The organism is Bradyrhizobium sp. AUGA SZCCT0160 (genome assembly GCF_018130105.1).
GTDB lineage: Bacteria > Pseudomonadota > Alphaproteobacteria > Rhizobiales > Xanthobacteraceae > Bradyrhizobium.
Genome location: NZ_JAFCMD010000005.1, coordinates 128,506 through 153,402 on the forward strand (window position 1 = coordinate 128,506; position 24,897 = coordinate 153,402).

The following is a 24,897-nucleotide window of genomic DNA, read 5'->3' on the forward strand; positions in this document are numbered from 1 at the left end:
GGGGGCTTCGCGAGACGCAGCGTTAGCTGAATTCGCGTCCCGCAACATTTTTACCGAGGAACGGCCTCTGCGGCGGGCGCGCGGTCTCCAATCACCTTAGACACAGGCTCTCATGATCATCGCCATCGACGGACCCGCCGCCTCGGGCAAGGGCACGCTGGGCAAGCGGCTCGCGCAGCACTACGGCTATCGCCACCTCGACACCGGCGTGATCTATCGCGCCGTGGCCAAAATGCTGCTGGACCAGGGCTTTGATCTCACCGATGAAGCCCGCGCCGTCGCCGCCGCGATGGCGCTCGATCCGGAAAAATTCGGCCATCCCGAGCTGAAGTCGCAGCGGATCGGCGATGCCGCTTCGGTGGTGTCAGCCATTGCCACGGTGCGTGAAGCGTTGGTCAGCTTTCAGCGCCAGTTCGCGGCCGATCCGCCTGGCGCGGTGCTCGACGGGCGCGACATCGGCACCGTGATCTGCCCGCATGCGGACGTGAAAATTTTCGTCGTCGCCGACCCGAAGGTGCGGGCGCACCGCCGCACGCTGGAAGCGCTCGCGCGGGGTGAAGCGGCGGATGAAGCGCTGGTGCTGGCCGATATTCTCAAGCGTGACGAGCGGGACCGCAATCGCGCCGCAGCCCCGCTGAAGGCGGCCCCCGATGCCCATATCCTGGACAACTCCAATCTCGATATCGAAGGCGGCGTTCGCGCCGCGATCGCGATCGTCGAGGCGGTCCGCGCCAGGCGGTGAAGTCTTCGGTTCAGTTCTTCGAGCGGTCGCGGTCGAACGGCAATCGCTGTTCGGCCATCAGCACGGGCTTCGATTTGGCCGCGGCCATCGCCGTGTCGGTCGCAAAATAGGCCGGCTTGCCGGCAACAGCCATAGCGACGGTAAAGACGGCGATGGCGGTCATCGCGATCAGGCTCTTCATGGTGGCACTCCCCCTGTTTTGAACCGTGCCACCGTTGGGGGCGGCGCTTAAGGCCGGGTTCCATTGCGCCGGACACTGCGGGCTTTTTGCGTCATGCGGTGAACAAGGCGTTGAAAACATGGGCCCATGGCGAGCCTCCGCCAGCCTTAAAGCCCCGCAAATCGGGGCATTTCCGCTTGCCGAAAAGACCCCTTGGGGCTATATCACCGGCCATCCGGGCCGCCATCGATAAGATCAGGGCTGTCCGAGCGGGCCGGCAGGCGGTTTGAGCCCCTGCCGTCATTGGAGGAAAGCCCGCTCCAGGTTCTTGAAGTCGATACGCTTCGAGGCTCCGGATAAATCAACGTACCGAACGTGCAGGCATGCTGCCGGCCCGCTATTTGCGATTTCCCGCAAACGGCGGTCGTTAGGGTTTGCGGACCCCTGACACTTCACGCGCGATACGCCCCTTAACCCGAATGGCCGGCGATACCCGCATCTGGAGAACAAATGGCTTCGACTGCTGCTTCTTATAATCCTACCCGCGACGATTTCGCTGCGATGCTGGACGAGTCCTTCGCCGGCGGCAATTTGCAGGAAAGCTCCGTCATCAAGGGCAAGGTAGTTGCAATTGAAAAGGACATGGCCGTCATCGACGTCGGCCTGAAGACCGAAGGCCGCGTGGCGCTGCGTGAGTTCGCAGGACCCGGCCGCGACAGCGAACTCAAGGTTGGCGACGAAGTCGAGGTGTTCCTCGACCGGATCGAGAATGCGCTCGGCGAAGCCGTGCTGTCGCGCGACAAGGCGCGCCGCGAGGAGAGCTGGGGCAAGCTCGAGAAGGCCTTCAACAACAACGAGAAGGTTCACGGCGTCATCTTCAACCAGGTCAAGGGCGGCTTCACCGTCGATCTCGACGGCGCGGTGGCCTTCCTGCCGCGTTCGCAGGTCGACATCCGCCCGATCCGCGACGTCGCGCCGCTGATGAACAATTCGCAGCCGTTCCAGATCCTCAAGATGGATCGCCGCCGCGGCAACATCGTGGTGTCGCGCCGCACGGTTCTCGAAGAGACCCGCGCCGAGCAGCGCCAGGAGCTGGTGCAGAACCTCGAAGAGGGCCAGGTGATCGACGGCGTGGTCAAGAACATCACCGATTACGGTGCGTTCGTTGATCTCGGCGGCATCGACGGCCTCTTGCACGTCACCGATATCGCCTGGCGCCGGGTCAATCACCCGACCGAGGTGCTCACCATCGGTCAAACGGTGAAGGTCAAGATCATCAAGATCAACCACGAGACCCACCGTATCTCGCTCGGCATGAAGCAGCTGCTGGACGATCCGTGGCAGGGCATCGAGGCGAAGTACCCGCTGAACGCGCGCTTCACCGGCCGTGTCACCAACATCACCGACTACGGCGCGTTCGTCGAACTGGAGCCGGGCATCGAAGGCCTGATCCACGTCTCGGAGATGTCGTGGACCAAGAAGAACATGCACCCCGGCAAGATCGTTTCGACCTCGCAGGAGGTCGAAGTGCAGGTTCTCGAGGTGGATTCGGTCAAGCGCCGCATCTCGCTCGGCCTCAAGCAGACCATGCGCAACCCCTGGGAGGTCTTCGTCGAGAAGTTCCCGGTCGGTGCGACCGTCGAAGGCGAGGTCAAGAACAAGACCGAGTTCGGTCTGTTCCTCGGTCTCGACGGCGACGTCGATGGCATGGTCCATCTCTCCGACCTCGACTGGAAGCTTCCGGGCGAGCAGGTGATCGACAACTTCAAGAAGGGCGACATGGTCAAGGCCGTGGTGCTCGACGTCGATGTCGAAAAGGAGCGCATCTCGCTCGGCGTCAAGCAGCTCGAAGGCGACCCCTTCGCAGAGCCTGGCGACGTCAAGAAGGGCGCGGTCGTGACCTGCGAAGTGCTCGAAGTGAAGGAAGCCGGCATCGAGGTGAAGATCTCGGGGACCGATTTCTCCACCTTCATCAAGCGGTCGGAACTCGCCCGCGACCGCAACGATCAGCGCGCCGAGCGTTTCGCCGTCGGCGAGAAGGTCGATGCCCGCGTGATCCAGTTCGACAAGAAGGCCCGCAAGGTGCAGGTCTCGATCAAGGCGCTGGAAGTTGCCGAAGAGAAGGAAGCCATCGCGCAGTACGGTTCCTCCGATTCGGGAGCGACGCTGGGCGACATTCTCGGCACCGCGCTCAAGAACCGCGACAAGTAAGCACAGCTTCCCTGTTCGCAAAGACCAAGGCCCCGGTTTCGACCGGGGCCTTTTTTGTCTCACCGCTGTCGTCCCGGCCTTGAGCCGGGACCCATAGCCAAAGGATGGTGTGGTACGAAAGCTGGAGCTCCAGCCAGGTGCGACAATCGAGATCGGTGGTTATGGGTCCCGGCCTTCGCCGGGACGACAAACCGGGCCTTGTTTTCTTCATATTGCATCGCAATTGATGTAATTGGATAACGTGCTGGTGACGCTGCGAAGGCAAAACGCGCTGCTGACCTCAGGAGAATTTCGATGTCGCTCGATTCGGACGTGATCGTCGATCGCCGCAGGATACGCCGCAAGCTGACTTTCTGGCGCCTGGTGGCGGCCGTGGTCGTGCTTGCCGCGGTCGTTGTCGTCGGTGTGCTCGCGACACCCGCCGGCCGCTCCCAGCTGGCGGTGTCCGGCTCGATTGCCCGCGTCAATATCGAGGGCCTCATTCGCAGTGATCAGCAACGCGTCGAGGCGCTGGAGCGGCTGGAGAAATCGTCGGCCGCCGCCGTCATCGTGCACATCAATTCGCCGGGTGGCACCACCGCCGGCTCCGAGCAGCTTTACGATGCGCTGACGCGGCTGAAGGCCAAGAAGCCGCTGGTCGTGGTGGTCGAAGGGTTGGCCGCCTCGGGCGGTTACATCGGGGCGCTTGCGGCCGATCACATCATCGCCCAGCAGAGTTCATTGGTCGGCTCGATCGGCGTACTGTTTCAATTTCCGAATTTCACCGAGTTGATGAAGACCGTCGGCGTCAAGGTCGAGGAAGTGAAATCCTCGCCGCTCAAGGCGGCACCGAACGGCTTTGAGCCAACCAGCCCCGAGGCGCGGGCGGCGCTCGACGCGCTGGTGAAGGACTCTTACGCCTGGTTCCGCGGTCTCGTGAAGGCGCGGCGCGGCATGGACGAGGCGTTGCTCGAAAAAGTCGCGGACGGACGCGTGTTCACCGGCCGCCAGGCGGTCGAGCTGAAGCTGGTCGATCAGCTCGGCGACGAGAAAACCGCGGTGGCATGGCTGGTCGCCGAGAAGAAGATCAAGAGCGATCTGCCGGTGCGCGATTTCAAGCTGACCCCGCGGTTCGGCGACATGACTTTCCTGCGCGCAGTCGCGTCCGTCAGCTTCGATGCACTCGGCCTGAGCGTGATCGCGCGTCAGGTCGAGCAGGCTGGTGTCACAGGAGCTGTCGACCAGCTGGCACTGGACGGTATGCTGGCACTGTGGCGGCCCGCGGCCTCTAATTGAAGCCGCGCAGGCGAGGTTTGGCGCGGTCCTCCCGCATTGCGGGTGTTGCGACAATCCCTTTCCGGGCCATTTGTCACGTCATTTCGCGTCGCTCTAAATCGATTTAGCGTCTTGACAGTTCAAGGCATTTTCACGGAAATGGAAGTCCGCACGACAGTGGACCCCAGTCTCGATGATCAAATCCGAACTTGTTCAGCGCATCGCCGAGCACAACCCGCATCTTTATCAGCGGGATGTGGAGAACATTGTGAACGCGATTCTCGATGAGATCGTCGCTGCCCTGGCGCGCGGCGACCGTGTCGAGCTCCGCGGTTTCGGCGCGTTCTCGGTCAAGCATCGTCCAGCCCGCGCAGGACGCAATCCGCGCACCGGCGCGCATGTGCCGGTCGATCAGAAGAGCGTCCCGTTTTTCAAGACGGGCAAGGAAATGCGTGAGCGGCTGAACCGCGAGGGCGGTTCGCCCGAGGCCGGCGCGTAACCATAGCGTTTTCAGGCGAAGTGGACCCCGGTTCGCGTGAAGAAGCGCGTCACGTAAAGGACCCCACCGGGTTCTGACGATCGGGTGCCGCGTTGCGGGACACGTGCCCGCCGATATCAGCTGCTTCGAGAGTCCGCACTGCGAGAGATGGTCATGCGAAAATTCTTCTCGGCGCTGGTCGTCATTCCCCTAGGTGTCATCTTCATCGTCTTTGCGGTCGCCAACCGTCATTCGGTGACGGTATCGTTCGATCCGTTCGATTCCGTCAATCCGGCGGTCGCGGTGTCGATGCCGCTGTTCGTCGTGATCATTGTGGTAGCAATCTTGGGGGTCGCGGCGGGCGGCATGGCGACCTGGTTCCGCCAGCGCCGCTGGCGCCGCGCCGCACGCCAGCACGAGGCCGAGGCCCGGCGGGCGCGGTCGGAAATAGCCGATCTGCGCGCCGCGGCGGCGGTCTCCCGGGGCGGCGTGCCGCAGCTTGCCGCACCGGCGCCGCGCGGCATTTACGGGGCCGCCGGGCGAGACAAGCAGGGCGCGACGTTGTAGAACCCGCCCAAACAGCCCCGTTCCAACCCGCGCTTGGCGGCTTGAAAGCCGCGCCCGAGAGACCATGTCCCTGCTCGTCAAAATTTGCGGCCTGTCCACGCGCGAGACGCTCGACGTCGCGCTCGGGGCCGGCGCTGATATGGTCGGGTTCGTGTTCTTCCCCCCGTCGCCGCGCCACCTCGGCCTTGAGAGCGCACGGGAACTCGGCAAGCAGGCCAAGGGCCGCGCCGTCAAGGTGGCGCTCACGGTCGATGCCGACGACGCGACGCTCGAGAATATCGTCGAGACTCTCCGGCCGGACATGTTGCAATTGCACGGCAAGGAAACCACCGCGCGGCTGCGCGACATCAAGGCGAAATTCGGTCTGCCGCTGATGAAGGCGCTACCGGTCGAGACCACGGCCGATCTGGTGCCGCTCGCGGGCTATGCTGCGGTCGCCGACCGCATCCTGTTTGATGCCCGTGCGCCGAAGGAAGCCACCCGCCCTGGCGGGTTAGGGGCCGTGTTCGACTGGCACCTGCTTGAGAAGCTCGATCTCGAACTGCCGTTCATGGTCTCGGGCGGGCTTCACGCCGCCAACATTGCCGAAGCCGTTCGCGTCACGCGCGCGGGCGGCGTCGATGTGTCCTCGGGTGTTGAGCGTTCGCCCGGCGTCAAGGATCCCGACTTGATCCGCGATTTTATCCGCGCCGCGCGCGCCACCGAAGAATTGATGGTCCGATGAATCCAGGTCAGCCAAACTCCCTGCCAAACTCCTTCCGCACCGGCCCCGACGAGCGCGGGCATTTCGGCAACTTCGGCGGACGTTTTGTCGCCGAAACGCTGATGCCGCTGATCCTGGATCTGGAGAAGGCCTACGCCGCGGCCAAGGCCGATCCGTCGTTCGCTGCGGAAATGAAGGGCTTTCTCAAGCACTATGTCGGCCGGCCGTCGCCGCTGTACTTCGCCGAGCGCCTAACCGAGCATCTCGGCGGCGCAAAAGTCTATTTCAAGCGCGAGGAGCTCAACCACACCGGCTCGCACAAGGTCAACAACGTGCTCGGCCAGATCATGGTCGCGCGCCGGATGGGCAAGAAGCGCATCATCGCCGAGACTGGCGCGGGCCAGCACGGCGTCGCTACTGCGACGCTGTGTGCGCGGTTCGGGCTGGAATGCATCGTCTATATGGGCGCGGTCGACGTCGCGCGTCAGGCGCCCAACGTGTTCCGCATGGAAATGCTCGGCGCCAAGGTGATCCCGGTCCAATCAGGGACGCGCACGTTGAAGGACGCGATGAACGAGGCGCTGCGCGACTGGGTCACCAACGTGCACAACACGTTCTACTGCATCGGCACGATCGCGGGGCCGCATCCCTATCCGATGATGGTGCGCGATTTCCAGTGCGTGATCGGCGACGAAACCCGCGAGCAGATGCAGGAGGCCGAGGGCCGGCTGCCGGATTCGCTGGTCGCCTGCATCGGCGGCGGCTCCAATGCGATGGGGCTGTTTCATCCGTTCCTCGACGATCCCTCGGTCGAGATTTTCGGCGTCGAGGCCGCGGGCCATGGCCTGACCCAGCTGCATGCGGCCTCGATCGCCGGCGGCCGGGCCGGCGTGCTGCATGGCAACCGCACCTATTTGTTGATGGACGATGACGGCCAGATCCAGGACGCGCATTCGATCTCGGCGGGACTGGATTATCCCGGCATCGGGCCGGAGCATTCCTGGCTCTATGAAAACGGCCGGGTCACCTATCTCAGCGCCACCGACGACGAGGCGCTCGCCGCGTTCCAATTGCTGTCGCGGCTGGAAGGCATCATCCCCGCGCTGGAATCGGCACACGCCATCGCCAAGGTCGTGGAACTCGCGCCGAAGCGGTCGAGGGATCACTTGATGGTCGTCAATCTCTCGGGCCGCGGCGACAAGGACATCCCGCAGGTCGCCGAAATCTTGAAGGGTGAGAAGAAGTGAGTACCCGTATCGACGCGCGGTTTACCGAGCTCGCCAAGCAAGGCCGCTCGGCCTTCGTTACCTACGTGATGGCGGGCGATCCCGATCCGACGACCTCGCTCGAGATCATCAAGGCGCTGCCGAAGGCGGGCGCTGACATCATCGAGCTCGGCGTGCCCTTTACCGATCCGATGGCAGATGGGCCGTCGATCCAGGCGGCGGGACTGCGCGCGCTGAAGGCCGGCATGACCCTGAAGAAGACGCTGGGGATGGTGCGTGACTTTCGTAAGGACGATGACGTCACGCCGCTGGTGCTGATGGGATACTACAATCCGATCTACGTCTATGGCGTCGACAAGTTTCTCGCCGACGCAAAGACCGCCGGCGTCGATGGTCTGATCATTGTCGACCTGCCGCCGGAAGAAGACGACGAGCTATGCCTGCCGGCGATGAAGGCCGGTCTTAATTTCATTCGTCTCGCGACGCCGACCACCGACGACAAACGGCTGCCGGCGGTGCTCGCGAACACCTCCGGCTTCGTCTATTACGTCTCGATCACGGGCATCACCGGCAGCGCGAGTGCGGATTCCAACGTGGTGGGGGAAGCGGTGGCCCGGATCAAGCGGCACACCAGGCTGCCGGTTTGCGTCGGCTTCGGCATTCGCACCCCGGATGCCGCACGTGCAATCGCCGAGCGGGCCAACGGAGCGGTGGTCGGCACCGCGCTGGTCGATGCTTTGCGCGGCACTCTCGACGCCGAGGGGCGGGCAACCGGTAAATCGGTCGCCGCCGTTGCCGATCTCGTTACCGCCCTGGCGCAGGGCGTCCGGGGAGCCAAACAGGCTGCGGAATAAGCCATAATTGCGTGCAACTAGGCGTTATATGCGGCTTGCCGGGCTGAACCCGGGCCGCCATATATTCGAGCGTAGCGTTTTCGAGCGAAGTGGACTTCCGGTTCGCGTGAAGAAAACGCGTCAGAATATAAAGTCGATGCGTCCAACCGCATTTCGGAGCGAAACATGAATTGGCTCACCAACGTCGTCCGGCCGAAGATCCGCAGCATCCTGCGCCGCGAGACGCCGGAGAATCTGTGGATCAAGTGCCCGGATTCCGGGCAGCTCGTGTTCTACAAGGACGTCGAGGCCAACCAGTTCGTCATTCCCGGCTCGAACTATCACATGCGCATGGGCGCGGTGGCGCGGCTGAAGTCGATCTTCGACAACGAGACCTGGTACGACATCGCGCTGCCTGACGTGACCGCCGATCCGCTGAAGTTTCGCGACGAGCGTAAATATGCCGACCGCATCAAGGATGCCCGCGCCAAGACCGGATTGAACGACGCCATCAAGGTCGGCTACGGCAAGCTCGAAGGCGCCGGCGTCGTCGTGGCCGTGCAGGATTTCGATTTCATGGGCGGTTCGCTCGGCATGGCCGCAGGCGAAGCGATCGTGCGTGGGCTCGAGCTCGCGGTCGAAAAGAAATCGCCGTTCATCGTGTTCGCGGCCTCCGGCGGCGCGCGGATGCAGGAAGGTATTTTGTCGCTGATGCAGATGCCGCGCACCACCGTCGGCGTGCAGATGCTGCGCGAAGCAAAACTGCCCTACATCGTCGTGCTGACCAACCCGACCACCGGCGGTGTCACCGCGTCCTACGCCATGCTGGGCGACGTGCAGATCGCCGAGCCCGGCGCGCTGATCGGATTCGCCGGCGCGCGCGTCATCGAACAGACCATCCGCGAGAAACTGCCGGAAGGTTTCCAGCGCGCCGAATATCTGCGCGACCATGGCATGGTCGACATGGTGGTGCACCGCCACGAAATGCGCCCCACCCTGGCGCGGCTGTGCCGGTTGCTGACGAAGTCGCCGGCGCCTGATGTTGCGTCGAAAGCTGTGCCGCAGGTCACCGACCCGGCCCAGATCGTCTCGGCGCCCGAAGCGGTGCCGGCCGCACCGCACGCGTGAACGCACCCGCCGCCAGACCGCAGCCCTCGCTCGACGAATTGATCGCGCAGCTGTCGGCGCTCCATCCCAGCCGCATCGATCTCAGCCTCGATCGCATGCAGGCCCTGCTGGCGCGGCTCGACCACCCTGAAAGCAAGCTGCCACCGGTGATCCACGTCGCCGGCACCAACGGCAAGGGTTCCACCATTGCCTATCTGCGCGCGATCCTGGAAGCCGCCGGCCTGCGCGTCCACGTCTATACCTCGCCCTATCTGGTGCGGCTCAACGAATGTTTTCGTCTTGGCCGCAGCGGTGGTGGCGTGCTGGTCGATGACGATGAATTGTGCGCCGTGCTCGGGCATTGCGAGCGCGCCAACGCGGGCGATCCGATCACGATTTTCGAGATCGAGACCGCGACGGCGTTTTGTCTGTTTGCACAGCATCCGGCCGATGTCGTGCTGCTGGAAGTCGGCCTCGGCGGACGGCTGGACGCCACCAATGTGATCGACGCGCCGCTCGCGTGCGTGATAGCGCCGGTCAGCATGGATCATACGGAATTCCTCGGTAATTCGCTGACCGAGATTGCCGGTGAGAAAGCCGCCATCATCAAGCGCAATGCGCCGGTGATTTGTGCCGAGCAGGCGCCGGAAGCGCTTGATGTGATCGAGGCGCAGGCGCGCCGCATGCGCGCGCCGCTGCATGCGGCCGGCCAGCAATGGCATGTCAGCGTCGAGCGCGGCCGGCTGGTCTATCAGGACGATCGCGGCCTGATGGATCTGGTGGCGCCAAAACTGTTCGGCCGGCATCAGTTCGACAATGCCGGGCTTGCGATCGCGACCTTGCGTGCGCTCGACGCCTTCAAGATCGGCATGCCCCATTTCGAGGCCGGCATCGTCAACGCCGAATGGCCGGCGCGGATGCAGCGGCTGGTTTCCGGTGCGCTGGTCGAGCAGGGCCCGCAGGGCTGCGAGATCTGGCTCGATGGCGGGCACAATGCCGAAGGCGGGCGCGTCGCCGCAGCCGCGCTGGGCGATCTGGAGGAGAGGGTGTCGCGTCCGCTGGTCGTCATAACAGGCATGATGGCCAACAAGGACGCCGACGCGTTCCTCGCCAATTTCGCCGGGCTGACGCGCCATATCATGGCGGTGCCAATCCCCGGTCGCGACGATGCGAGCTCGATGGCCATGGCGGCGTCGATGCCGCCGGACCGGCTGGCGGATGCCGCCCGCGCCCTGGGCATGCGCGTGGAGAACGCCGCCAGCGTCGAAGCCGCGCTTCAGGCGCTGTCGAAACTTGCTTACGAAGTGCCGCCACGCATCCTGATCACCGGATCGCTCTACCTCGCGGGCCACGTGCTGGCGCGTAATGGCACGCCGCCTGCATAACCCCTCGTGTCCCGGACCGCGGTGCAGCGTGTAACGCCGCTCCGCAGAGCCGGGGCCGATCCGGGGCACGTAGACCTCGACTGGACTGGAAAGACCATGCGCTTTGCCGCGATTGCCGATGTGCACGGAAATTATCTCGCGCTGGAAGCTGTCATCGCCGACATCCGCGCGCAGGGTATCAAAGAGATCGTCAATCTCGGCGACATGGCGAGCGGCCCGCTCGACGCGCGGCGCACGATGGATGCCTTGATCGCGCTCGATGCCGTGCACGTGCTCGGCAATCATGACCGATACCTGATAGACCGGCCGCTGGAGAAGATGGGTTCCTGGGACCGGCCGGCCCATGCGCAACTAGACAAGTCGCATCTCGATTGGCTGCGCGCGCTGCCGCCGACGCGCGTCTATTGCGACCAGGTGTTTCTCTGCCACGCGACGCCGGTGCATGACGAGGTCTATTGGCTGGAGACCGTGCTTGCCGACGGCACCGTTTGCATGGCCTCGCTCGATGCGATCGAGAAGCAAGCCGAAGGAATCACGCAGCCGCTGATCCTCTGCGCCCACACCCATGTCGCGCGCACCGTCCGGCTTGGCGATGGGCGCAGAATCGTCAATCCCGGCAGCGTCGGCTCGCCCGGCTATCGCGACACCCATCCGTTCCCGCATGTGATCGAAGCCGGCACGCCGGATGCGCGCTACGCGATCCTCGAACTGGTTGACGGATCGTGGCGCGCGACGTTTCGCCATGTGCCCTACGACCATGAGGCAATGGCGGCGCTGGCGCGGCAGAACGGCCAGTTTGAGCTGGCCAGCGCGCTGGCGACGGGGTGGATCCGTTAGGTCAATCTTGTCGTCTGCGTTGGGCCGACTTCGTCGGACACGCCGACGTGCTCGCGATAGACCATTTCCCAACCCTTCCATCCCGTGAACAGCAGAATCAACACGACGATGAAGGACAGGACCACCCCCGTCGGGACAATGGCCGATGTGCCCTGCTCGTAGCGGGAATACCAGTTGTAGAGCTCGATCAATACCGCCACCACGTTGCCGCCGGCGTGCAGCCATGCGTCGTTGAGATTGCGGATGCGATCGTCTCCCATCAGATCGATTACGCCGACGATGGCGGCAAGCACCGCCATGATCAGGCCGACGCCGAGCAGCCAGAGCGAAGCTGACGCCCAGAAGTCGTTCGAAGTTCTCCAGAACGCCACGTCCGAAACAAAAGCCAGAACGAAACAGGCGACCGGAAATGGAATGAGCATGGGATGAATAGGGTGCCCTGCAATCTGGGCGGTCGATTTGGGGTTCGTCATAAATGCCTCCTGAAGTAGCAACTGTTCCTTCAACGGAGGCTTGTCGCGCGAGTTCCTATATCGCGTCGGCTATGCGCGCGTGCGCTGCGTCAATATCGTGAAATTCGGGCATATATCTTTCGATGCCGGGGCGAAGCCAGCTTCATTTGAGCAGCTTCAGCGGGCACCATGGCGCGCGGGGATGGCGGTAGCGGTCGGGTGCGCGGAGGGCAATGGCGCCCTTCAAACGCAAGACATGCCATCACCTCAACGCAAACGGCCGGCGATGAGCCGGCCGCTTCGGAAAAATAGTTAAATCGAAACCGATCAGACCGCGGCAGTGATCCACTGCTGCAGCTTCGCCTTCGGCGCGGCGCCGACCTGGCGGGAGGCCATCTCGCCGCCCTTGAAGATCATCAGGGTCGGGATCGACATCACGCCGTATTTCGAGGCCGTCTTCGGGCTCTCGTCGACGTTCAGCTTCACGATCTTGACCTTGTCACCCATCGCGCCGGAAATCTCGTCGAGCGCAGGCGCGATCATGCGGCAGGGGCCGCACCATTCTGCCCAGAAATCCACGACCACCGGCCCGGTCGCGTTGAGCACTTCGGCTTCGAAATCGGCGTCAGAAACCTTGCCAACGGCCATGGGAATACCTCGTTCGGTTGGAAACAGCGGCGCGGATGAGAATCGCGCCCGTCAGGATATGGGCAAACCTATGAACGCGATCTTGCCGGGTCAAGCGCGGTCACGTCGAGATGATAGGATGTCAGCGCCGCGTCCAGCGCGGGGGCGGAAATCTCCATCAAATCAGGCGTTTCGGTCCAAAGCAGCGCGGCCCGGACCGGTAGCTGGGGATAAAGTTTGGCCAGCACCGCCCGGTAGAGCGCGAGCTGGCGGACATAGCCCCGGGGAGCCTCGGCAGCCAGCTTGGGCGGGGCGTGGTTGGTCTTGTAATCGACGATCAAGACCTCCCGTTCCGTCACCACCAGCCGGTCAATCTGACCGGAAACCAGCGCCGGCCGCAGCCCGGGCCGGTCGAGCCGGCCCACGATCGAGACCTCGGCCTGGCTGCCCGGCGCAAAGGCGTGCGCAAAGCGCGCATCCGCGATCAGCGCGAGCGCTTTTTCCGCCAGCGTGAGCCGTTCGTCCTCGGTCCAACCATCGGCGTTGCGGGCGAGGTACGACAGCGCGGCCTCGCGGCGGCGCTCGGCGGCGATATCGGGCAGCGACTGCAGCAACCGGTGCACCAGCGTGCCGCGCTTGAGCGCCCTGGCGCGGGCGAGGATCGATTCGCCTGACCGGACCGGATGGCTGTCGTCGTCAGCGGGATCGGACGGGCGCAGCAGGCTTTCGGCGGCCGCCTCTGATGGCGCCGGTTGCTGCAGCCAGGATGGCAGCTCGGTCGGCGTTTGGCGCGAAGGTTCAGCCGCCGGGCCATCCGCGGGCGCAACATCATCGGGCCGCGCATAACGCTTCACGACGCCGTTCGGTGTCTGGATTTCCTGGAGTTGCAGCTCGGAAGTGGCGAGGCCCTTGGTGATCAGATCGTACCAGGAGAATTTGCGCACGGAATTCATGTTGCCGGGCATGCAGCCGCCAACGATCAACCGGTCGGCGGCGCGCGTCATCGCGACATAGAGCAGGCGGCGGTATTCATCCTCGGTATCGCCGATCATCGCCGCGCGCGCATTGACGATGGCCGAAGGGTCTTCGGCCTTCCGTCCGGCCCAGACCACGATGCCGGGCGCATGCGGGCCAGCATTGCCCTGCGGCAGATGGATCAGCTTCAACCGCTGGGTATCCGCAGGCGATGTCGTGGTGTCGACCAGGAACACGACGGAGGCCTCAAGTCCCTTGGCGCCATGCACGGTCATGACGCGGACTTCGTCGCGCGAGATTTCCATGTCGCGCTTCACCTCGGTATCGGCCGCGCGCAGCCACGCCATGAACCCCTGCAGCGAGGCCGGTGCCTTGCGCTCATAGTTCACCGCCAGTTCCAAAAATTCATCGAGCGCGTCATTGGCTTCATGGCCGAGCCTGCGCAGGATGCGCGCACGGCCGCCATCGCCGCCGAGCAGCCAGGCATAGAACGCGAACGGCGTTTCGCTCACGAAGCGGCGTTCGCATTGTTCGAGCCGCTTCAGTGCCCTCGTGAACCGCTCGTCCGCCGCCGCCTGCGCTGACAATGCGTGGCGCAGCGATCCCCTGCGCTGCCACGCCAGCTTGAACAGATCATCATCGTTAAGGCCGAACAGCGGGCTTTTCAGCGCCACGGCTAACGCCAGATCGTCCTGCGGCAGCAGCAGCGCATCGGCGAGGTTCATGAGGTCGATGACCGCGATGTGCTCGGTCAGCTTCAGCCGGTCGGCGCCCGCAACGGGAACGTTGGCGTGTTTCAGCGCCTGGATCACCGCATCGAACGCGTTGCCGCGACGCCGCACCAGCACCAGCATGTCGCCATAGCGCAGCGGGCGGCGGCTGCCGCTGCTGCCGGTCATGGTGCCGCTCTCGACCAGCGATTTGATCTCGGCCTGAATCCGGCGGGCCAGCTTCACCTCGGGGCTGGTTACCGAGACGCCGTCGAACGGCGCGCGCCAACCCTCAAGGTCCTGCTTGTCGTCGGCGACAGCCAGCTCCCAGAGATCGATCAGGCTGGGACCTGCGTCTTCGAGCGAATAGTGGATCGGGTAGCCATTATCGACCGCATGGATGCTGCGGTAGATGTCCTGCTCGCGAAAGACGTGGTCGACAGAGTGCAGGATCGCCGGTCCCGAACGGAATGAATAGTTGAACGAGACCGGGTCGAATTTCAGCCCGGCATCCTCGAATTTCTTCTTCAATGCCCGGCGGCGCAGGTCGAATTCGCGGGGAGCTGCGCCCTGGAACGAAAAGATCGACTGCTTTTCGTCGCCGACCGCGAACACGGTGCGCGTCACGCCGTCGCGCGCCCCGGCGCCGGAAGTAAATTCGGAAATGATGTGCGCGACGATGTCCCATTGCCGCGGACTGGTGTCCTGCGCCTCGTCGATCAGCACATGATCGACGCCGCGGTCGAGCTTGTAGTGTACCCAGCCGGAGGAAACGCGATCGAGCATCGCCAGCGTCTTGTCGATCAGGTCGTCATAATCCAGCAGGCCGCGTTCCAGCTTCTCGCGGCGGTAATTCGCGGCCGCCGCGGTTGCGATATGCAGCAGCGCCTCGGTGCGGTCGCGGGCAATTATGGCGCGACGGCGCTCGATCAGTGGAGTGATGCGAACGATTTCGGATTCGAACAGACGGCCAACGGCCGGATTGTCTCGCACGAAATTCTTTGTCACTACCGATTTGCGGAGCGTGCGCTCGGTGTCGGTGAGGAATACGGACAGATACTCGTCCACCTGCGCCGCGCCGGAAAAAGCCAGCGCCCCGCGAAACTGCGTCGCTTGTCCCTGGTCGGTTTTGCTGCCGGTGTCCAGGATCGTCGCGATCTCTTCCCAGCGCGATCGCGGCAGGTTCGGGCCATCGATGATCTCGCGCTCGACGGCATCGATCCCGTCACCAGGAACGATGCCAAGCGCCGCGTTGACCTGTGCGGCGGCGGCCTGCGCGCTGCCGGCAAGATCCGTCCACGCCATGAAATGATCGCGGCTGAGGCACGCCTCGCGCACGACATCCTTGAAAGTAACGTCGGCCGCGCTCGCCATCGCCGTCATCAGCGCGCGCCCCGTCGCGCTTTCAGGATTGTGCGAGGCCTCCAGCAGCACCGCGAGGTTGGCGCGCTCCATCATCTCGTTCTGGTCGCGGTCGTCGAGCACGGCGAAACGCGCCGGCACGTTGGCCTCGAACGGGAACTGCTGCAGCAGCCGCGTGCACAGCGCGTGGATGGTCTGCACTTTCAGTCCGCCCGGCGTCTCCAGCGCGCAAGCAAAGAGCTGCCGCGCCGACTTTCGCAATTTTCCATTGGGATTCGCAATTCCCGCTTCCCTGATCGCGGCATCCAGCGAAGCATCGTCGAGCGTCACCCAATGGCCGAGCGTCGAGAACACCCGCTCGGCCATATTGGCGGCGGCGGCTTTTGTAAAAGTGATGCAGAGGATTTTCTCCGGCGCCACGCCGCCAAGCAGCAGCCGGATCACGCGCTGCACCAGCACATGCGTCTTGCCCGAGCCGGCATTGGCCGACACGAACGAGGACGCCGCCGGATCGGACGCGCGCGCCTGGGTGTCGCGCACATTGGGGGGAATTGCGCGGGGAGCCTTCACCATTCCTCGATCCCCAATCCACCGGCTGCGGACCATTCCTTGATCCGGGCGAGATCGTCATAGGCGCCGTAGCGGTTCGACCACATCGACAGGTTCAACGAGGTGTAGGCCTGGTTCTCGTCCTCGAATTTGCGGATCAGTTTTTCCAGCTCCAGCCGCGCATAATCCGCCGCCTCGTCCGGCGGCTGCGGCGTGTCGTTGTTCCTGATCTTCAGCTCCAGCGAACGGTGCTCGCCCGGCGGATTGTTGCCGCTGATCCTGACATAGGCGAGTTCGGCAACGGACGAATCGGCACCGATATCCTTGAAGCCGCCTTCGCGCAGGATCGCGGCTTCGAGCGTGAGCTGCGGCGACAGCCCCATGCGCACCTGCTTTCCCGTCGGCGGCTGTCCGGTCTTGTAGTCGAGGATCGCGAAGCGACCGTCCTGGCGCTGCTCGATGCGATCGGCGCGGGCGGAGAGGATGAAAGTTCGCGCGTTTTCGAGCGGGATCCCGATCTCTCCCCGGATCTCGGCATCGATCCTCGCGATGTGATCGCGCCGCGCCAGTTCCCATTCCGCGAACCATGCGGCGATGCGCTGAAAGCGCGGCCACCACAGCGCCCGCGCCTCGGGGCGCTCCATCAGCGGCGCAAAGAATTTCTCGCCGATGCCGCGTAGCGCGAGCGCAGGTTGGGGAGGCAGCGCATCGGCGAAGGTCTTGGTGAATTCGCCGAGCGCCTCATGGATCGCCGAGCCGCGATCAGCCGCTGACAGCGGCATGTCGACGGGATCGAGCGGGTCGAGCCGCAAAATATACTTTGCATAGATCGTGTAGGGATCGCGCAGCCAGTCCTCGATCGCCGTCACTGACAATTTCAATGGGCGTGTCTCACGCGGCGGCTTTGGCGCAGGCTGCGGGATCGGCTCAATCTTGGCCGGCCGGTCGAGTTCGGCGGCGAAGCGGACGTAATCCTCACCGGCTCGTGTGGCTTGCTTCCAGCGTTGTTCGCCGGCGACGGCCTCCAGGCGGTGCAGGAAGCGCGAGGCCACCGCCGGCGCGCCGCCGACTTTCGCCGAATGGGTCAGGATCACGTCGGTGTGGCCGAGCAGTTGCGCGAAGTCATGCGCCGATAGCCCGATGCGCCGCTCCGGCAGGTCGAGGCCGAGTTCATGCCGCATCGGCCGGCTCAACCACGGATCGATCCGCGGTGACGGCGGCCAGACGCCTTCGACCAGCCCGCCCAGAACGACGCGATCGGATTCGGTCAATCGGGCTTCGAGCTGGCCGTAGATGTGCAGATGCGCGCTCGCCGATTCCGGCCGCCGCACCATGCGGTCGGCGAAGGCGGTCTGGAACAATTCGGGATAATCGCCGAGCTGCACCATCAGCCCGCTGGGCTTCTGCTCGTCCAGGAGATCGTCAAAAGCCGAGGCCAGCGCCGATCCCTGGGCGCCCTCGAACACGATGACGATGCCGTTCTGATCGGAAGACAGGGCGATCAGCACCTCACGGTGGCGATGCGCCAGTTCAGCGAAATCGTACGTTCTCGATGACGCCATGCTTTCCAGCGGTGACAACGCTTTCTGGAGAGCAGCAATGAGCGCTTGCGCCTGGTCGAGATCTTCGTCGCGCAATTTGGCGCGTTGCTCGGAAGCGTGGAGCGAGGATGTCTCGCTACCCCTGAGCTTCCTGAGTTCGGTGCGAAAACGGTCAAAGTCCCGCGCCAGCCCGCCGCTGCCCGCTGGCGGCCGTGTGCCGCGCAGCAGCGCCAGTTCCAGCACCTCGATGGCATGCTTCAGCGCATGCGCGTCGCCCAGCCGAAACAGCGGATGCTTCATCAGCGCCAGCAAGGTCGGTGGCTCCAGCCCCTTGGCCGCCGTCTCTGCCACCAGCCGGGCAAAGATGCCGGCGGACGTGTCCATCAGCGCATCGCCGCTGGAATCGTCGAATTCGAGGTTCCAGCGGCCGAGTGCGGCCATCACCCGCCGCGCCAGCGCACGGTCCGGCGTCACCAGCGCGGCCGATTTGCCCAGATGCCGCGCTTCGCGCATCGCCACTGCGATCGCCAGCGCCTCCATCTCCGGATTGGGCGCGGCGACCACCGCGAGGTTTTTCATGCCGCCCGAAATCCTTGCGGCAATATCCGGCTGCTCCAGCCGGTCATGCCATTGCTCGGTTGCGGTCGATGGCCGCATCGTCTCGGAAACCAGCACGTCGCGGCCATCAGGCGCGGGCGTGCCCAAAATCTCGACGTCGCGGCGCTTGATACCGAACCGGTTCAAGAGCCCTTGCATGGCGAATTGCGGATGGTTCGAGGCCGGCGGCGTGGAGAATTTGCCCTGCGCGTCGCGCACGCCACCGATGGTCTGCCAGGCCGCGTCATCGAGATCGGTATCTAACCCCGGCAGCACCACCGCGCCCTGTTTGAGCCTGGCGACAACGTTCAGGAATTTTGCGGTCGCGGGCATCGATCCGGTCGAACCGGCCGCGATCACCGGGCCCTTGTGGTGCGCAGTCAGGCGCGCGGCTTCGGCGTCGATCAGAAGGTCGCGTCGCGCCGCCGGTTCGATCCGTCCGATTTCGTGCAAATGCTGCGGCCACGCCTTGCGCGCGATGCGCAGGAATTCCAGCGAATGCTGCCAGTATCGATCGAGCTGGTCCGGCACCAGTTTGTCGAGCGCATTCCAGTCGACGCCGCGGGTGACCATGTCGTCCATCAATCGCGCCAGATCGCCCGCCAGTGCCAGCGTCGAGGCCGGGCCGCCGATCACCAGCGGCGCGGAGACCGGCGTTTTGGCCCACGCCGCCACCAGATGGGCCAGCGTCAGCCGCCGCTCGAGTTCGCCGAGCCGCGGCGGAATGTCGAGCGGCGCCACGCCGCCGAATTGTTCGGAGCCTTCGGCGAACGCTAGTTCGTCCTCGTCGATATCGCCGAGCGCTACGATGCGCGGCAGGATCGCAGCATCCGTCTTCATCTCGTCGAGGAAGATTTCCCGCGCCATCCGGCCGGCGCGCCGGGTCGGCAGATAGAGCGTCGCCTGCGCCAGGTTCAGCGGATTGTGGCGCGCCTCGAATCCATCGACGAGCCGGCCGTCGACCAACGCCGATATGACGGTGCGCAGAAGCGGCACGGATACGGGAACGCTGAAAACGCGCATGGGCTGCCTGATTCGAGGTCAGCGCAATATAGGGAGTGATGGCTCAATGGTCATGGGTGTGCTGGTGACCAACTCTCCACGTCGTCCCGGCGAAGGCCGGGACCATACGCCGCGGCCTATCGATTTGCCGAAAGTGGATGCGACCGCCTCGCATAACCACAAAAGCTTGTGGTTATGGGTCCCGGCCTTCGCCGGGACGACGAGGGTGAGTTACGCCACGCTCTCCAGATACGCCTCTTCCGCGGCCTGCACCGCGTCGGGGGTTCCGACATGCATCCAGACGCCGTCGAGCCGCAGGCCGAAGAGCCGCTCCTGCTCATTGGCCTGGTCGAACAATTTCGTCAGCGAGAACTCGCCCGCGGGCGCACCTGCAAACAGCGACGGCGACATGATCGCGGCGCCGGCGTAGACGAACGGTACCACCTGATGTTCACGCCGCTTGCGCAGCGCGCCGTCCGGCAGCATCGAGTAATCGCCGCGGCCGCTGTAACCGATGCTGCTGGTGGTCGGCGCCATCAACAGCAGTATATCCATGCGCGCGGGATCGAAGGTCTCGGCCAGCCGCGTCAGATTGGGCCGCACGCCGTCGATCCACATGGTGTCGGCGTTGAGATGGAAGAACGGCTCGTTGCCGAGCAAGGGCAGGGCCTTCACGACGGCGCCGCCGGTGCCGAGCACCTGATCGCGTTCATCGGAGATGGTAATGCGGGGGCGGGTCCGGGAGGCGGTGTGCTCGATGATCTGGTCGGGCAGGTAATGCACGTTGACCACGGCTTCGCTGACGCCGGCGGCAGCCAGCTTGTCCAGCACGTGATCGAGCAGCGGCTGGCCCATCACGCGCACCAGCGGCTTTGGCATGTGATCGGTCAACGGGCGCATCCGCAGGCCGAGACCGGCGGCGAGGACCATGGCTTTCTTTGGCGTGACGGACATTTATGGAATTTCTCGAAACGGATCAGCGCTTCGGATCATATCACGGTGATTCGGCTGATCCAGCGACTGTGAGGCCATAGTCATTGCAGATGACGGCCGTAAGACGACGCTGGCGCGGCGGGACTCATGCTTCGGCGGTCTCCGCGCCGCGCTTGCCGGCCGCCTTTTTCTTCTTGTCGCCCTGCTTCAGGAAATTGACGCCGATCTGGTCGCCATTGACCCAGGCCAGTTCGCAGCGGCGGTAGGCCAGTCCCGTGGACGACAGCAGCAGGAAGAATTCCTTCAGGTGCAGACCCTCGACGGAGCCTTCCACCGTCAGCTTGGCGCCGGTCTCGGAGACGTCTTCCATCACGCATTCGCGCCGCCAGGTGCCGTCGATGCCCATCATATGCGCCGGATAACCGCGCTCGAATGTGACGCGATCTCCCTTGCGCCGTTCTGATGTCGCCATCGCCGTATTCCCGGATTTGAAGCAGCCGCTCGCACGCACGGAGCATAGGCTTCGCCAGATTAGAGCCGGGTTGGCTAACAAGTGGTAAATCAGGCGACCGGCGGCGGCACGTTGGCGGCGTACCATTCGCGAAAGCCGGCCAAAGCCGGGTGGGCCAATGAACGAGTAAGATAGGTCCAGATCCGCGGCTGATGGCGCAGATATTGCGGCTTGCCGTCGCGCCCGTTGAGCCGCGCGAACGTGCCGAGCAGGCGGGTATTCCGCTGCGCCGACATGATGGCGTAGAGCTCGGCGAAGCTGGCCGGATCGAAATTGCTGTCGGCGGCGCGGCGCGCCTTGATGTAGCGGGTCAGCAGCGTCAGCTCAAGCGCCTCGGGCACGTCGATCCGCGCGTCCTGCAGCAGCGACACCAGGTCATAGGCGGCAGGTCCCAGTACGGCGTCCTGGAAATCGATGATGCCGACCCGCAGGATTCCGGAACGATCATCGAGCCAGATGATGTTGGGGGAATGGAAGTCCCGGATCACCCAGGTTCGTGGCGCGGCCGACGGTTTCTTCAAGAGGTCCCGCCACATCGCGACGAATTCGTCGCGCAGCTTCTGGCTTGGCTCGACGCCGCGATCGGGCATGTACCATTCGAGCATCAGCCCCATCTCGACCAGCCACGCTTCGGTGTCGAATACGGGAATGGCGTGGGTCGATTGCAAGGTCAGCAGCAGGATGTCCGGCAGCGGCTCGCGATGCAGCGCCGCCAGCATGTCGGTCGCGGCCTCGTAGCGCTCCACGATCGGCTGCGGCGGATCGCCTTCGACGATGCCGGCGTGGCCGAAATCCTCGGTGATCAGGAAACCGGCATCGAGGTCCTGATGGCGGATAGCCGGCGCCGAGAAGCCGCGTTCGCGCAAGCCGTTGGCGATGGCGACGAACGGCTTGACGTCTTCGGCCAGATGCACGGCGGCGCTATAGGACTTTCCGTCATAGATCGCCGGGCCGTCCGGCCGCTTCGGCGAATTCATCAGGATGGCGGTGCCGTCCAGATGCAGTCGCGCATAGGAGCGCGTCGAGGCATCGCCCGGCATGCGCTCGCGCTGCGCTCCCATAAAGCCTGAGGTATCGAGGAACTGGCGCAGCGCCTTGAGCCTTTCGACCTGCGCCGCCGCCTTGCCATAGCCGGTAAACTCGGCGGCGCGCGCGCTGGATCCGAGCGCGGGACGATGGCTGAAGGCGATGTCGATGCGGTCGTCCGGCAGCGCGTCGGCTGCGCGCTCCGGCCATTCGATCAGCGCCAGCGCGCCCTCAGGCAGCGGCGACAGGCCGATTTCCTCCAACTCGCTCGCATCGTTGATGCGATAGAGATCGGCATGAACGATCGGAAACGGCTGGTCATAGCTTTGCGCCAGCGTGAATGTCGGGCTCGGCACTTCCAGCGTCTCGTCGCTGGCGAGGTAGCGGATCATCGCCCGCGCCGCGGATGTCTTGCCGGCGCCGAGATCGCCCGACAGCGTGATCACATCGCCCGGGCCAACCAGCAACGCAAGATCGGCCATCAGTTGCGCGGTCGCGGTCTCGTTCGCGAGCGCCACCGAGAATGTCGCTGATACGGTCATTCGGCGGCGTTGCGGTGGGCGTTCTGGTCGATCGGAAAGTCGCACGTGACCGTCGTGCCCTTGCCGAGCTCCGAATCGACCCGCACCTTGCCGCCGTGCAGTTCGACAAAGGAGCGCACCAGCGACAGACCAAGCCCTGCGCCGCGGTGCCGCGAGCCGTTGGAATGGCTCTCGAACCAGTCGAACACCTTGTCCTTGACGTCGGGCGGGATACCCGGACCGGAATCTGTGACGGTGAAGATGACGCGATGCTCGTTGCGCCGCGCGCTGATGCTGACGGTTGCATCATGCGGCGAGAAGCCGACGGCATTGGCGAGCAGATTATAGAGCACCTGCACCACGCGGCGTTCGTCGCCGGTGAAGTCGCCGATGCTGGGATCGATGTCGACCCTGAGTTCGATGCGGTCGGTGGCGAGCCGGTCCTGAATGCCTTCTCTGGCCTGCTCGATGGCTTTGGCGATGTTGACCGGGCCGAGCTCGAGCTTCATGGCGCCGGCGTCGATGGTGGCGAGATCGAGGATGTTGTTGGTCAGCGCCAGCAGCGCGTTGGTGGATTTGGTGACGTAGTCGAGATACTCGGCCTGCTTTGGCGTCAGCGGACCGGTCGAGGGATCGCTCAGGAAGTGCGCGAAGCCGATGATGGTGGTGAGCGGGGCGCGCAGCTCGTAGGACACGTGGTGGACGAAATCGACCTTCATCTGGTCGGCGGTCTCGAGCGCCTCGTTGCGTTCGCGCAGCGCGCGCTCGACATTCTCGGTGTCGGTGATGTCCTGGAAGGTCAGCATGGTGGCGCCGTCCGGCAGCGGCATGGTCATGCAGGTCAGCACGCTGCCGTCCTTGCGCTCGAGCTTCAGCGCCACCTGCGCCCGGTTGCCGATCGCGGTAATCGCCTCGCGCAATGCGCGCCAGGTCAGGGCGTCATCGAACAGCGGCTTGCACCAGGTTTCCACGGTCTCGATGTGGGGCTGCTCGCGCAGCTGCTCTTCCGACAGCTTCCAGATCTTGGCGAAAGCGGGATTGAACAGTTCCACCCGGCCATTGCTGCCGAACACCGCGACCGCTTCGGCGAGATTGCTGAGCGTCTCGTGCTGCACCCTCGTCAGCCCGTCGAACCGCCGCGCCAGATCGAGGCTTTCGGTGACATTGTCGAACAAATAGGTGACGCCGCCTTCGAGGTTCGGCGTGGTGACGACGCTGACCGCGCGGCCGTCGGGCAGGAACCAGGTGTAGGTCTCCGGCTCGACCGCGCGATAGGCCTCGTGCAGCTTGGCTTTCCAGGCCCGGAAGTCCGGCTGCTCCGGGAGTTTGCGCGTGGCGCGCAGCCGGTCGAGCACACTGGAATCGTCGGGCTGGCCGTCGAGGAAGGTCTGATCGAGGCCCCACAGCCGGCGGTAGGATTCGTTGTAGAAGGCGAGCCGGCGCTGGGCGTCGAATACCGCAACCCCCGACGACAATTGGTCGAGGGTACGGCGATGCGCCTCCACCATCCGCTGCAGCGCGGCGCGCAGCTGGGTCGCCTCGCTGGCGTCGATCGCGATGCCGGCGCTGCCGCCGCCAAGCTTCAAGGCCTGCACGTCATAGATCCGTCGTTCGCCGCTGACGACGATCGGCAGCCGCGCGCTGAAGCTGGAACTGTCGTTCAAGGTCCGGCTCATGTCGGTGCGCTGGTCGGTTTCCAAAAGTTCGAGGTTGCGACGGACGACATCGGCGACGCTGGTTCCTTCGGTCGCTCGCACATAGGCCGTATTGGCGTAGCGCAGATTGCCCTCGGGGCTCTTGGCCCAGATCGGCCAGGGCGCAGCCGCGGCGAAGTCACGCAGCAGCTCGGTCTCTTCCTGCAGCGTCTTGTAGCGCAGGTTGGATTCGGCGAGTTCGCGGCGCAACCCGCCAAGTTCGCGAATCCGAACAACGGCTTGGCCACCGATGGCGCGGCCCATCGCCTCGATCGCGCGGCCGTTCGAGGTCGAGAGGTTGAGCAGAAAGCCTTCCCCGGCCTCGCGCAACGCATCGACGGCATGGTCCATCTGCAGCGCCGGTTCCGGGGGCAACCAGGTTCCAAAGGCGAGGATCCGCTGCGGTGAATTTTGCAACGCTTCCTGCGAGATCAACAGCGCGGTGTCACCGCTGATCTGGGGCCGGCTGTCGCCTGCGGCCCAGGAGATCAGAACTTGCGGCTCGGCGAACAGCAGCGCCCGCAAGCGGTCGGCCTGCACCTGCAGATCGGCGATGTCCTGGCGCAGGCGGACCTCGGTGCGGGTCGCCTTGACGCGGGTGCGCATCAGCAGGATCGCCGCCACGACGGTAAAGCCGAGCAGCGACAATGCCGTGGTCAGTACCGCGAATTCCTGCTGATTGAGGTCGAGCCAGGCCGAAATCACCTCGGAGAGCGGCAAATCGCCGGCCAAGGCCGGTTCCGATACGATGGATAAAGCAGAGGCGAGCGCAATCATGCCGTGACGTGCCAGTGAGGTGCACGACAGCAGGTTTCGACGCATCGCCGCGACTACGCCCGACATGATTTGCCCCAGAACGCACGACTTCAGGCCCGGCGCTAACCCCCGCCGTGC

20 protein-coding genes are annotated in these 24,897 nt (G+C 64.5%); 11 read left to right on the forward strand and 9 right to left on the reverse strand.

What is annotated here, in order from left to right; all coding sequences use genetic code 11:
* Nucleotides 1-112 precede the first annotated feature (112 nt).
* On the forward strand, nucleotides 113-742 hold the full coding sequence (gene cmk / locus JQ558_RS10590; protein ID WP_212274535.1) for a (d)CMP kinase: 630 nt from the start codon (nucleotides 113-115) through the stop codon (nucleotides 740-742).
* 10 nt (nucleotides 743-752) lie between these two features.
* Here cmk and JQ558_RS10595 read toward each other — a convergent pair whose 3' ends face one another.
* Nucleotides 753-923, reverse strand: coding sequence for a hypothetical protein (locus JQ558_RS10595; RefSeq protein ID WP_212293603.1), 171 nt, complete (start codon nucleotides 921-923; stop codon nucleotides 753-755).
* Between the two features lie 489 nt (nucleotides 924-1,412).
* Here JQ558_RS10595 and rpsA point away from each other — a divergent pair, with 489 nt between their 5' ends.
* The 10 genes from rpsA (at nucleotide 1,413) to JQ558_RS10645 (ending at nucleotide 11,503) form a co-directional block, all read left to right on the forward strand.
* A complete protein-coding gene (rpsA, locus tag JQ558_RS10600) occupies nucleotides 1,413-3,113 on the forward strand; it encodes a 30S ribosomal protein S1 (protein WP_192736228.1) in 1,701 nt (566 codons plus the stop codon).
* A gap of 294 nt (nucleotides 3,114-3,407) precedes the next feature.
* Nucleotides 3,408-4,388, forward strand: coding sequence for a signal peptide peptidase SppA (gene sppA, locus JQ558_RS10605; protein ID WP_212210031.1), 981 nt, complete (start codon nucleotides 3,408-3,410; stop codon nucleotides 4,386-4,388).
* 172 nt (nucleotides 4,389-4,560) lie between these two features.
* Entirely contained in the window at nucleotides 4,561-4,866 is a 306-nt protein-coding gene (locus JQ558_RS10610; RefSeq protein ID WP_192736230.1) for an integration host factor subunit beta, read from the forward strand.
* 153 nt (nucleotides 4,867-5,019) lie between these two features.
* Nucleotides 5,020-5,412 (forward strand): lipopolysaccharide assembly protein LapA domain-containing protein, encoded by a 393-nt coding sequence (locus tag JQ558_RS10615; RefSeq protein WP_212210030.1) that lies wholly within the window; start codon nucleotides 5,020-5,022, stop codon nucleotides 5,410-5,412.
* A gap of 64 nt (nucleotides 5,413-5,476) precedes the next feature.
* Complete coding sequence (locus tag JQ558_RS10620; protein WP_212277038.1) at nucleotides 5,477-6,136, forward strand: phosphoribosylanthranilate isomerase; 660 nt, start codon at nucleotides 5,477-5,479, stop codon at nucleotides 6,134-6,136.
* Entirely contained in the window at nucleotides 6,133-7,362 is a 1,230-nt protein-coding gene (trpB, locus tag JQ558_RS10625) for a tryptophan synthase subunit beta (RefSeq protein WP_212277040.1), read from the forward strand. The genes JQ558_RS10620 and trpB overlap by 4 nt, the downstream gene beginning before the upstream one ends.
* On the forward strand, nucleotides 7,359-8,195 hold the full coding sequence (trpA, locus tag JQ558_RS10630; RefSeq protein ID WP_212277042.1) for a tryptophan synthase subunit alpha: 837 nt from the start codon (nucleotides 7,359-7,361) through the stop codon (nucleotides 8,193-8,195). Before trpB ends, trpA begins: the two co-directional genes overlap by 4 nt.
* A gap of 165 nt (nucleotides 8,196-8,360) precedes the next feature.
* Nucleotides 8,361-9,302, forward strand: a complete 942-nt coding sequence (accD, locus tag JQ558_RS10635; RefSeq protein WP_192736235.1) for an acetyl-CoA carboxylase, carboxyltransferase subunit beta — start codon at nucleotides 8,361-8,363, stop codon at nucleotides 9,300-9,302.
* Nucleotides 9,299-10,666: a folylpolyglutamate synthase/dihydrofolate synthase family protein gene (locus JQ558_RS10640; RefSeq protein ID WP_212293604.1), complete on the forward strand. Its 1,368-nt coding sequence runs from the start codon at nucleotides 9,299-9,301 to the stop codon at nucleotides 10,664-10,666. The genes accD and JQ558_RS10640 overlap by 4 nt, the downstream gene beginning before the upstream one ends.
* A gap of 96 nt (nucleotides 10,667-10,762) precedes the next feature.
* Nucleotides 10,763-11,503: a metallophosphoesterase gene (locus JQ558_RS10645; RefSeq protein WP_212210025.1), complete on the forward strand. Its 741-nt coding sequence runs from the start codon at nucleotides 10,763-10,765 to the stop codon at nucleotides 11,501-11,503.
* On the opposite strand, the gene JQ558_RS10650 is transcribed toward JQ558_RS10645, so the two are convergent.
* The 8 genes from JQ558_RS10650 to JQ558_RS10685 all read right to left on the reverse strand — a co-directional run bounded on the left by JQ558_RS10650 (nucleotide 11,500) and on the right by JQ558_RS10685 (nucleotide 24,846).
* Nucleotides 11,500-11,976 carry a DUF2231 domain-containing protein gene (locus JQ558_RS10650; protein ID WP_212293724.1) on the reverse strand — a complete coding sequence of 159 codons (477 nt, stop codon included), beginning with the start codon at nucleotides 11,974-11,976 and terminating at the stop codon, nucleotides 11,500-11,502. The genes JQ558_RS10645 and JQ558_RS10650 overlap by 4 nt on opposite strands.
* Nucleotides 11,977-12,282: 306 nt before the next feature.
* Complete coding sequence (gene trxA / locus JQ558_RS10655) at nucleotides 12,283-12,603, reverse strand: thioredoxin (RefSeq protein WP_192736238.1); 321 nt, start codon at nucleotides 12,601-12,603, stop codon at nucleotides 12,283-12,285.
* Nucleotides 12,604-12,671: 68 nt separating this feature from the next.
* Complete coding sequence (gene addA, locus JQ558_RS10660; RefSeq protein ID WP_212293605.1) at nucleotides 12,672-16,202, reverse strand: double-strand break repair helicase AddA; 3,531 nt, start codon at nucleotides 16,200-16,202, stop codon at nucleotides 12,672-12,674.
* Entirely contained in the window at nucleotides 16,196-19,339 is a 3,144-nt protein-coding gene (gene addB / locus JQ558_RS10665; protein WP_212293606.1) for a double-strand break repair protein AddB, read from the reverse strand. The genes addA and addB overlap by 7 nt, the downstream gene beginning before the upstream one ends.
* Nucleotides 19,340-19,549: 210 nt before the next feature.
* Nucleotides 19,550-20,272, reverse strand: coding sequence for a nucleotidyltransferase family protein (locus JQ558_RS10670; protein WP_212210022.1), 723 nt, complete (start codon nucleotides 20,270-20,272; stop codon nucleotides 19,550-19,552).
* 124 nt (nucleotides 20,273-20,396) lie between these two features.
* A complete protein-coding gene (locus tag JQ558_RS10675) occupies nucleotides 20,397-20,723 on the reverse strand; it encodes a PilZ domain-containing protein (protein ID WP_212032028.1) in 327 nt (108 codons plus the stop codon).
* Nucleotides 20,724-20,812: 89 nt separating this feature from the next.
* Nucleotides 20,813-22,330, reverse strand: coding sequence for a tRNA (adenosine(37)-N6)-threonylcarbamoyltransferase complex ATPase subunit type 1 TsaE (tsaE, locus tag JQ558_RS10680; RefSeq protein WP_212293607.1), 1,518 nt, complete (start codon nucleotides 22,328-22,330; stop codon nucleotides 20,813-20,815).
* A complete protein-coding gene (locus JQ558_RS10685; protein WP_212276802.1) occupies nucleotides 22,327-24,846 on the reverse strand; it encodes a PAS domain-containing sensor histidine kinase in 2,520 nt (839 codons plus the stop codon). Before JQ558_RS10685 ends, tsaE begins: the two co-directional genes overlap by 4 nt.
* Nucleotides 24,847-24,897 lie beyond the last annotated feature (51 nt).

Excerpts from the sequence above, each read along its gene's own strand:
- cmk (WP_212274535.1), top strand. The coding sequence starts at position 113 with ATGATCATCGCCATCGACGGACCCGCCGCCTCGGGCAAGGGCACGCTG.
- JQ558_RS10595 (WP_212293603.1), bottom strand. The coding sequence starts at position 923 with ATGAAGAGCCTGATCGCGATGACCGCCATCGCCGTCTTTACCGTCGCT.
- rpsA (WP_192736228.1), top strand. The coding sequence starts at position 1,413 with ATGGCTTCGACTGCTGCTTCTTATAATCCTACCCGCGACGATTTCGCT.
- sppA (WP_212210031.1), top strand. The coding sequence starts at position 3,408 with ATGTCGCTCGATTCGGACGTGATCGTCGATCGCCGCAGGATACGCCGC.
- JQ558_RS10610 (WP_192736230.1), top strand. The coding sequence starts at position 4,561 with ATGATCAAATCCGAACTTGTTCAGCGCATCGCCGAGCACAACCCGCAT.
- JQ558_RS10615 (WP_212210030.1), top strand. The coding sequence starts at position 5,020 with ATGCGAAAATTCTTCTCGGCGCTGGTCGTCATTCCCCTAGGTGTCATC.
- JQ558_RS10620 (WP_212277038.1), top strand. The coding sequence starts at position 5,477 with ATGTCCCTGCTCGTCAAAATTTGCGGCCTGTCCACGCGCGAGACGCTC.
- trpB (WP_212277040.1), top strand. The coding sequence starts at position 6,133 with ATGAATCCAGGTCAGCCAAACTCCCTGCCAAACTCCTTCCGCACCGGC.
- accD (WP_192736235.1), top strand. The coding sequence starts at position 8,361 with ATGAATTGGCTCACCAACGTCGTCCGGCCGAAGATCCGCAGCATCCTG.
- JQ558_RS10645 (WP_212210025.1), top strand. The coding sequence starts at position 10,763 with ATGCGCTTTGCCGCGATTGCCGATGTGCACGGAAATTATCTCGCGCTG.
- JQ558_RS10650 (WP_212293724.1), bottom strand. The coding sequence starts at position 11,976 with ATGACGAACCCCAAATCGACCGCCCAGATTGCAGGGCACCCTATTCAT.
- trxA (WP_192736238.1), bottom strand. The coding sequence starts at position 12,603 with ATGGCCGTTGGCAAGGTTTCTGACGCCGATTTCGAAGCCGAAGTGCTC.
- addA (WP_212293605.1), bottom strand. The coding sequence starts at position 16,202 with ATGGTGAAGGCTCCCCGCGCAATTCCCCCCAATGTGCGCGACACCCAG.
- addB (WP_212293606.1), bottom strand. The coding sequence starts at position 19,339 with ATGCGCGTTTTCAGCGTTCCCGTATCCGTGCCGCTTCTGCGCACCGTC.
- JQ558_RS10670 (WP_212210022.1), bottom strand. The coding sequence starts at position 20,272 with ATGTCCGTCACGCCAAAGAAAGCCATGGTCCTCGCCGCCGGTCTCGGC.
- JQ558_RS10675 (WP_212032028.1), bottom strand. The coding sequence starts at position 20,723 with ATGGCGACATCAGAACGGCGCAAGGGAGATCGCGTCACATTCGAGCGC.
- tsaE (WP_212293607.1), bottom strand. The coding sequence starts at position 22,330 with ATGACCGTATCAGCGACATTCTCGGTGGCGCTCGCGAACGAGACCGCG.
- JQ558_RS10685 (WP_212276802.1), bottom strand. The coding sequence starts at position 24,846 with ATGTCGGGCGTAGTCGCGGCGATGCGTCGAAACCTGCTGTCGTGCACC.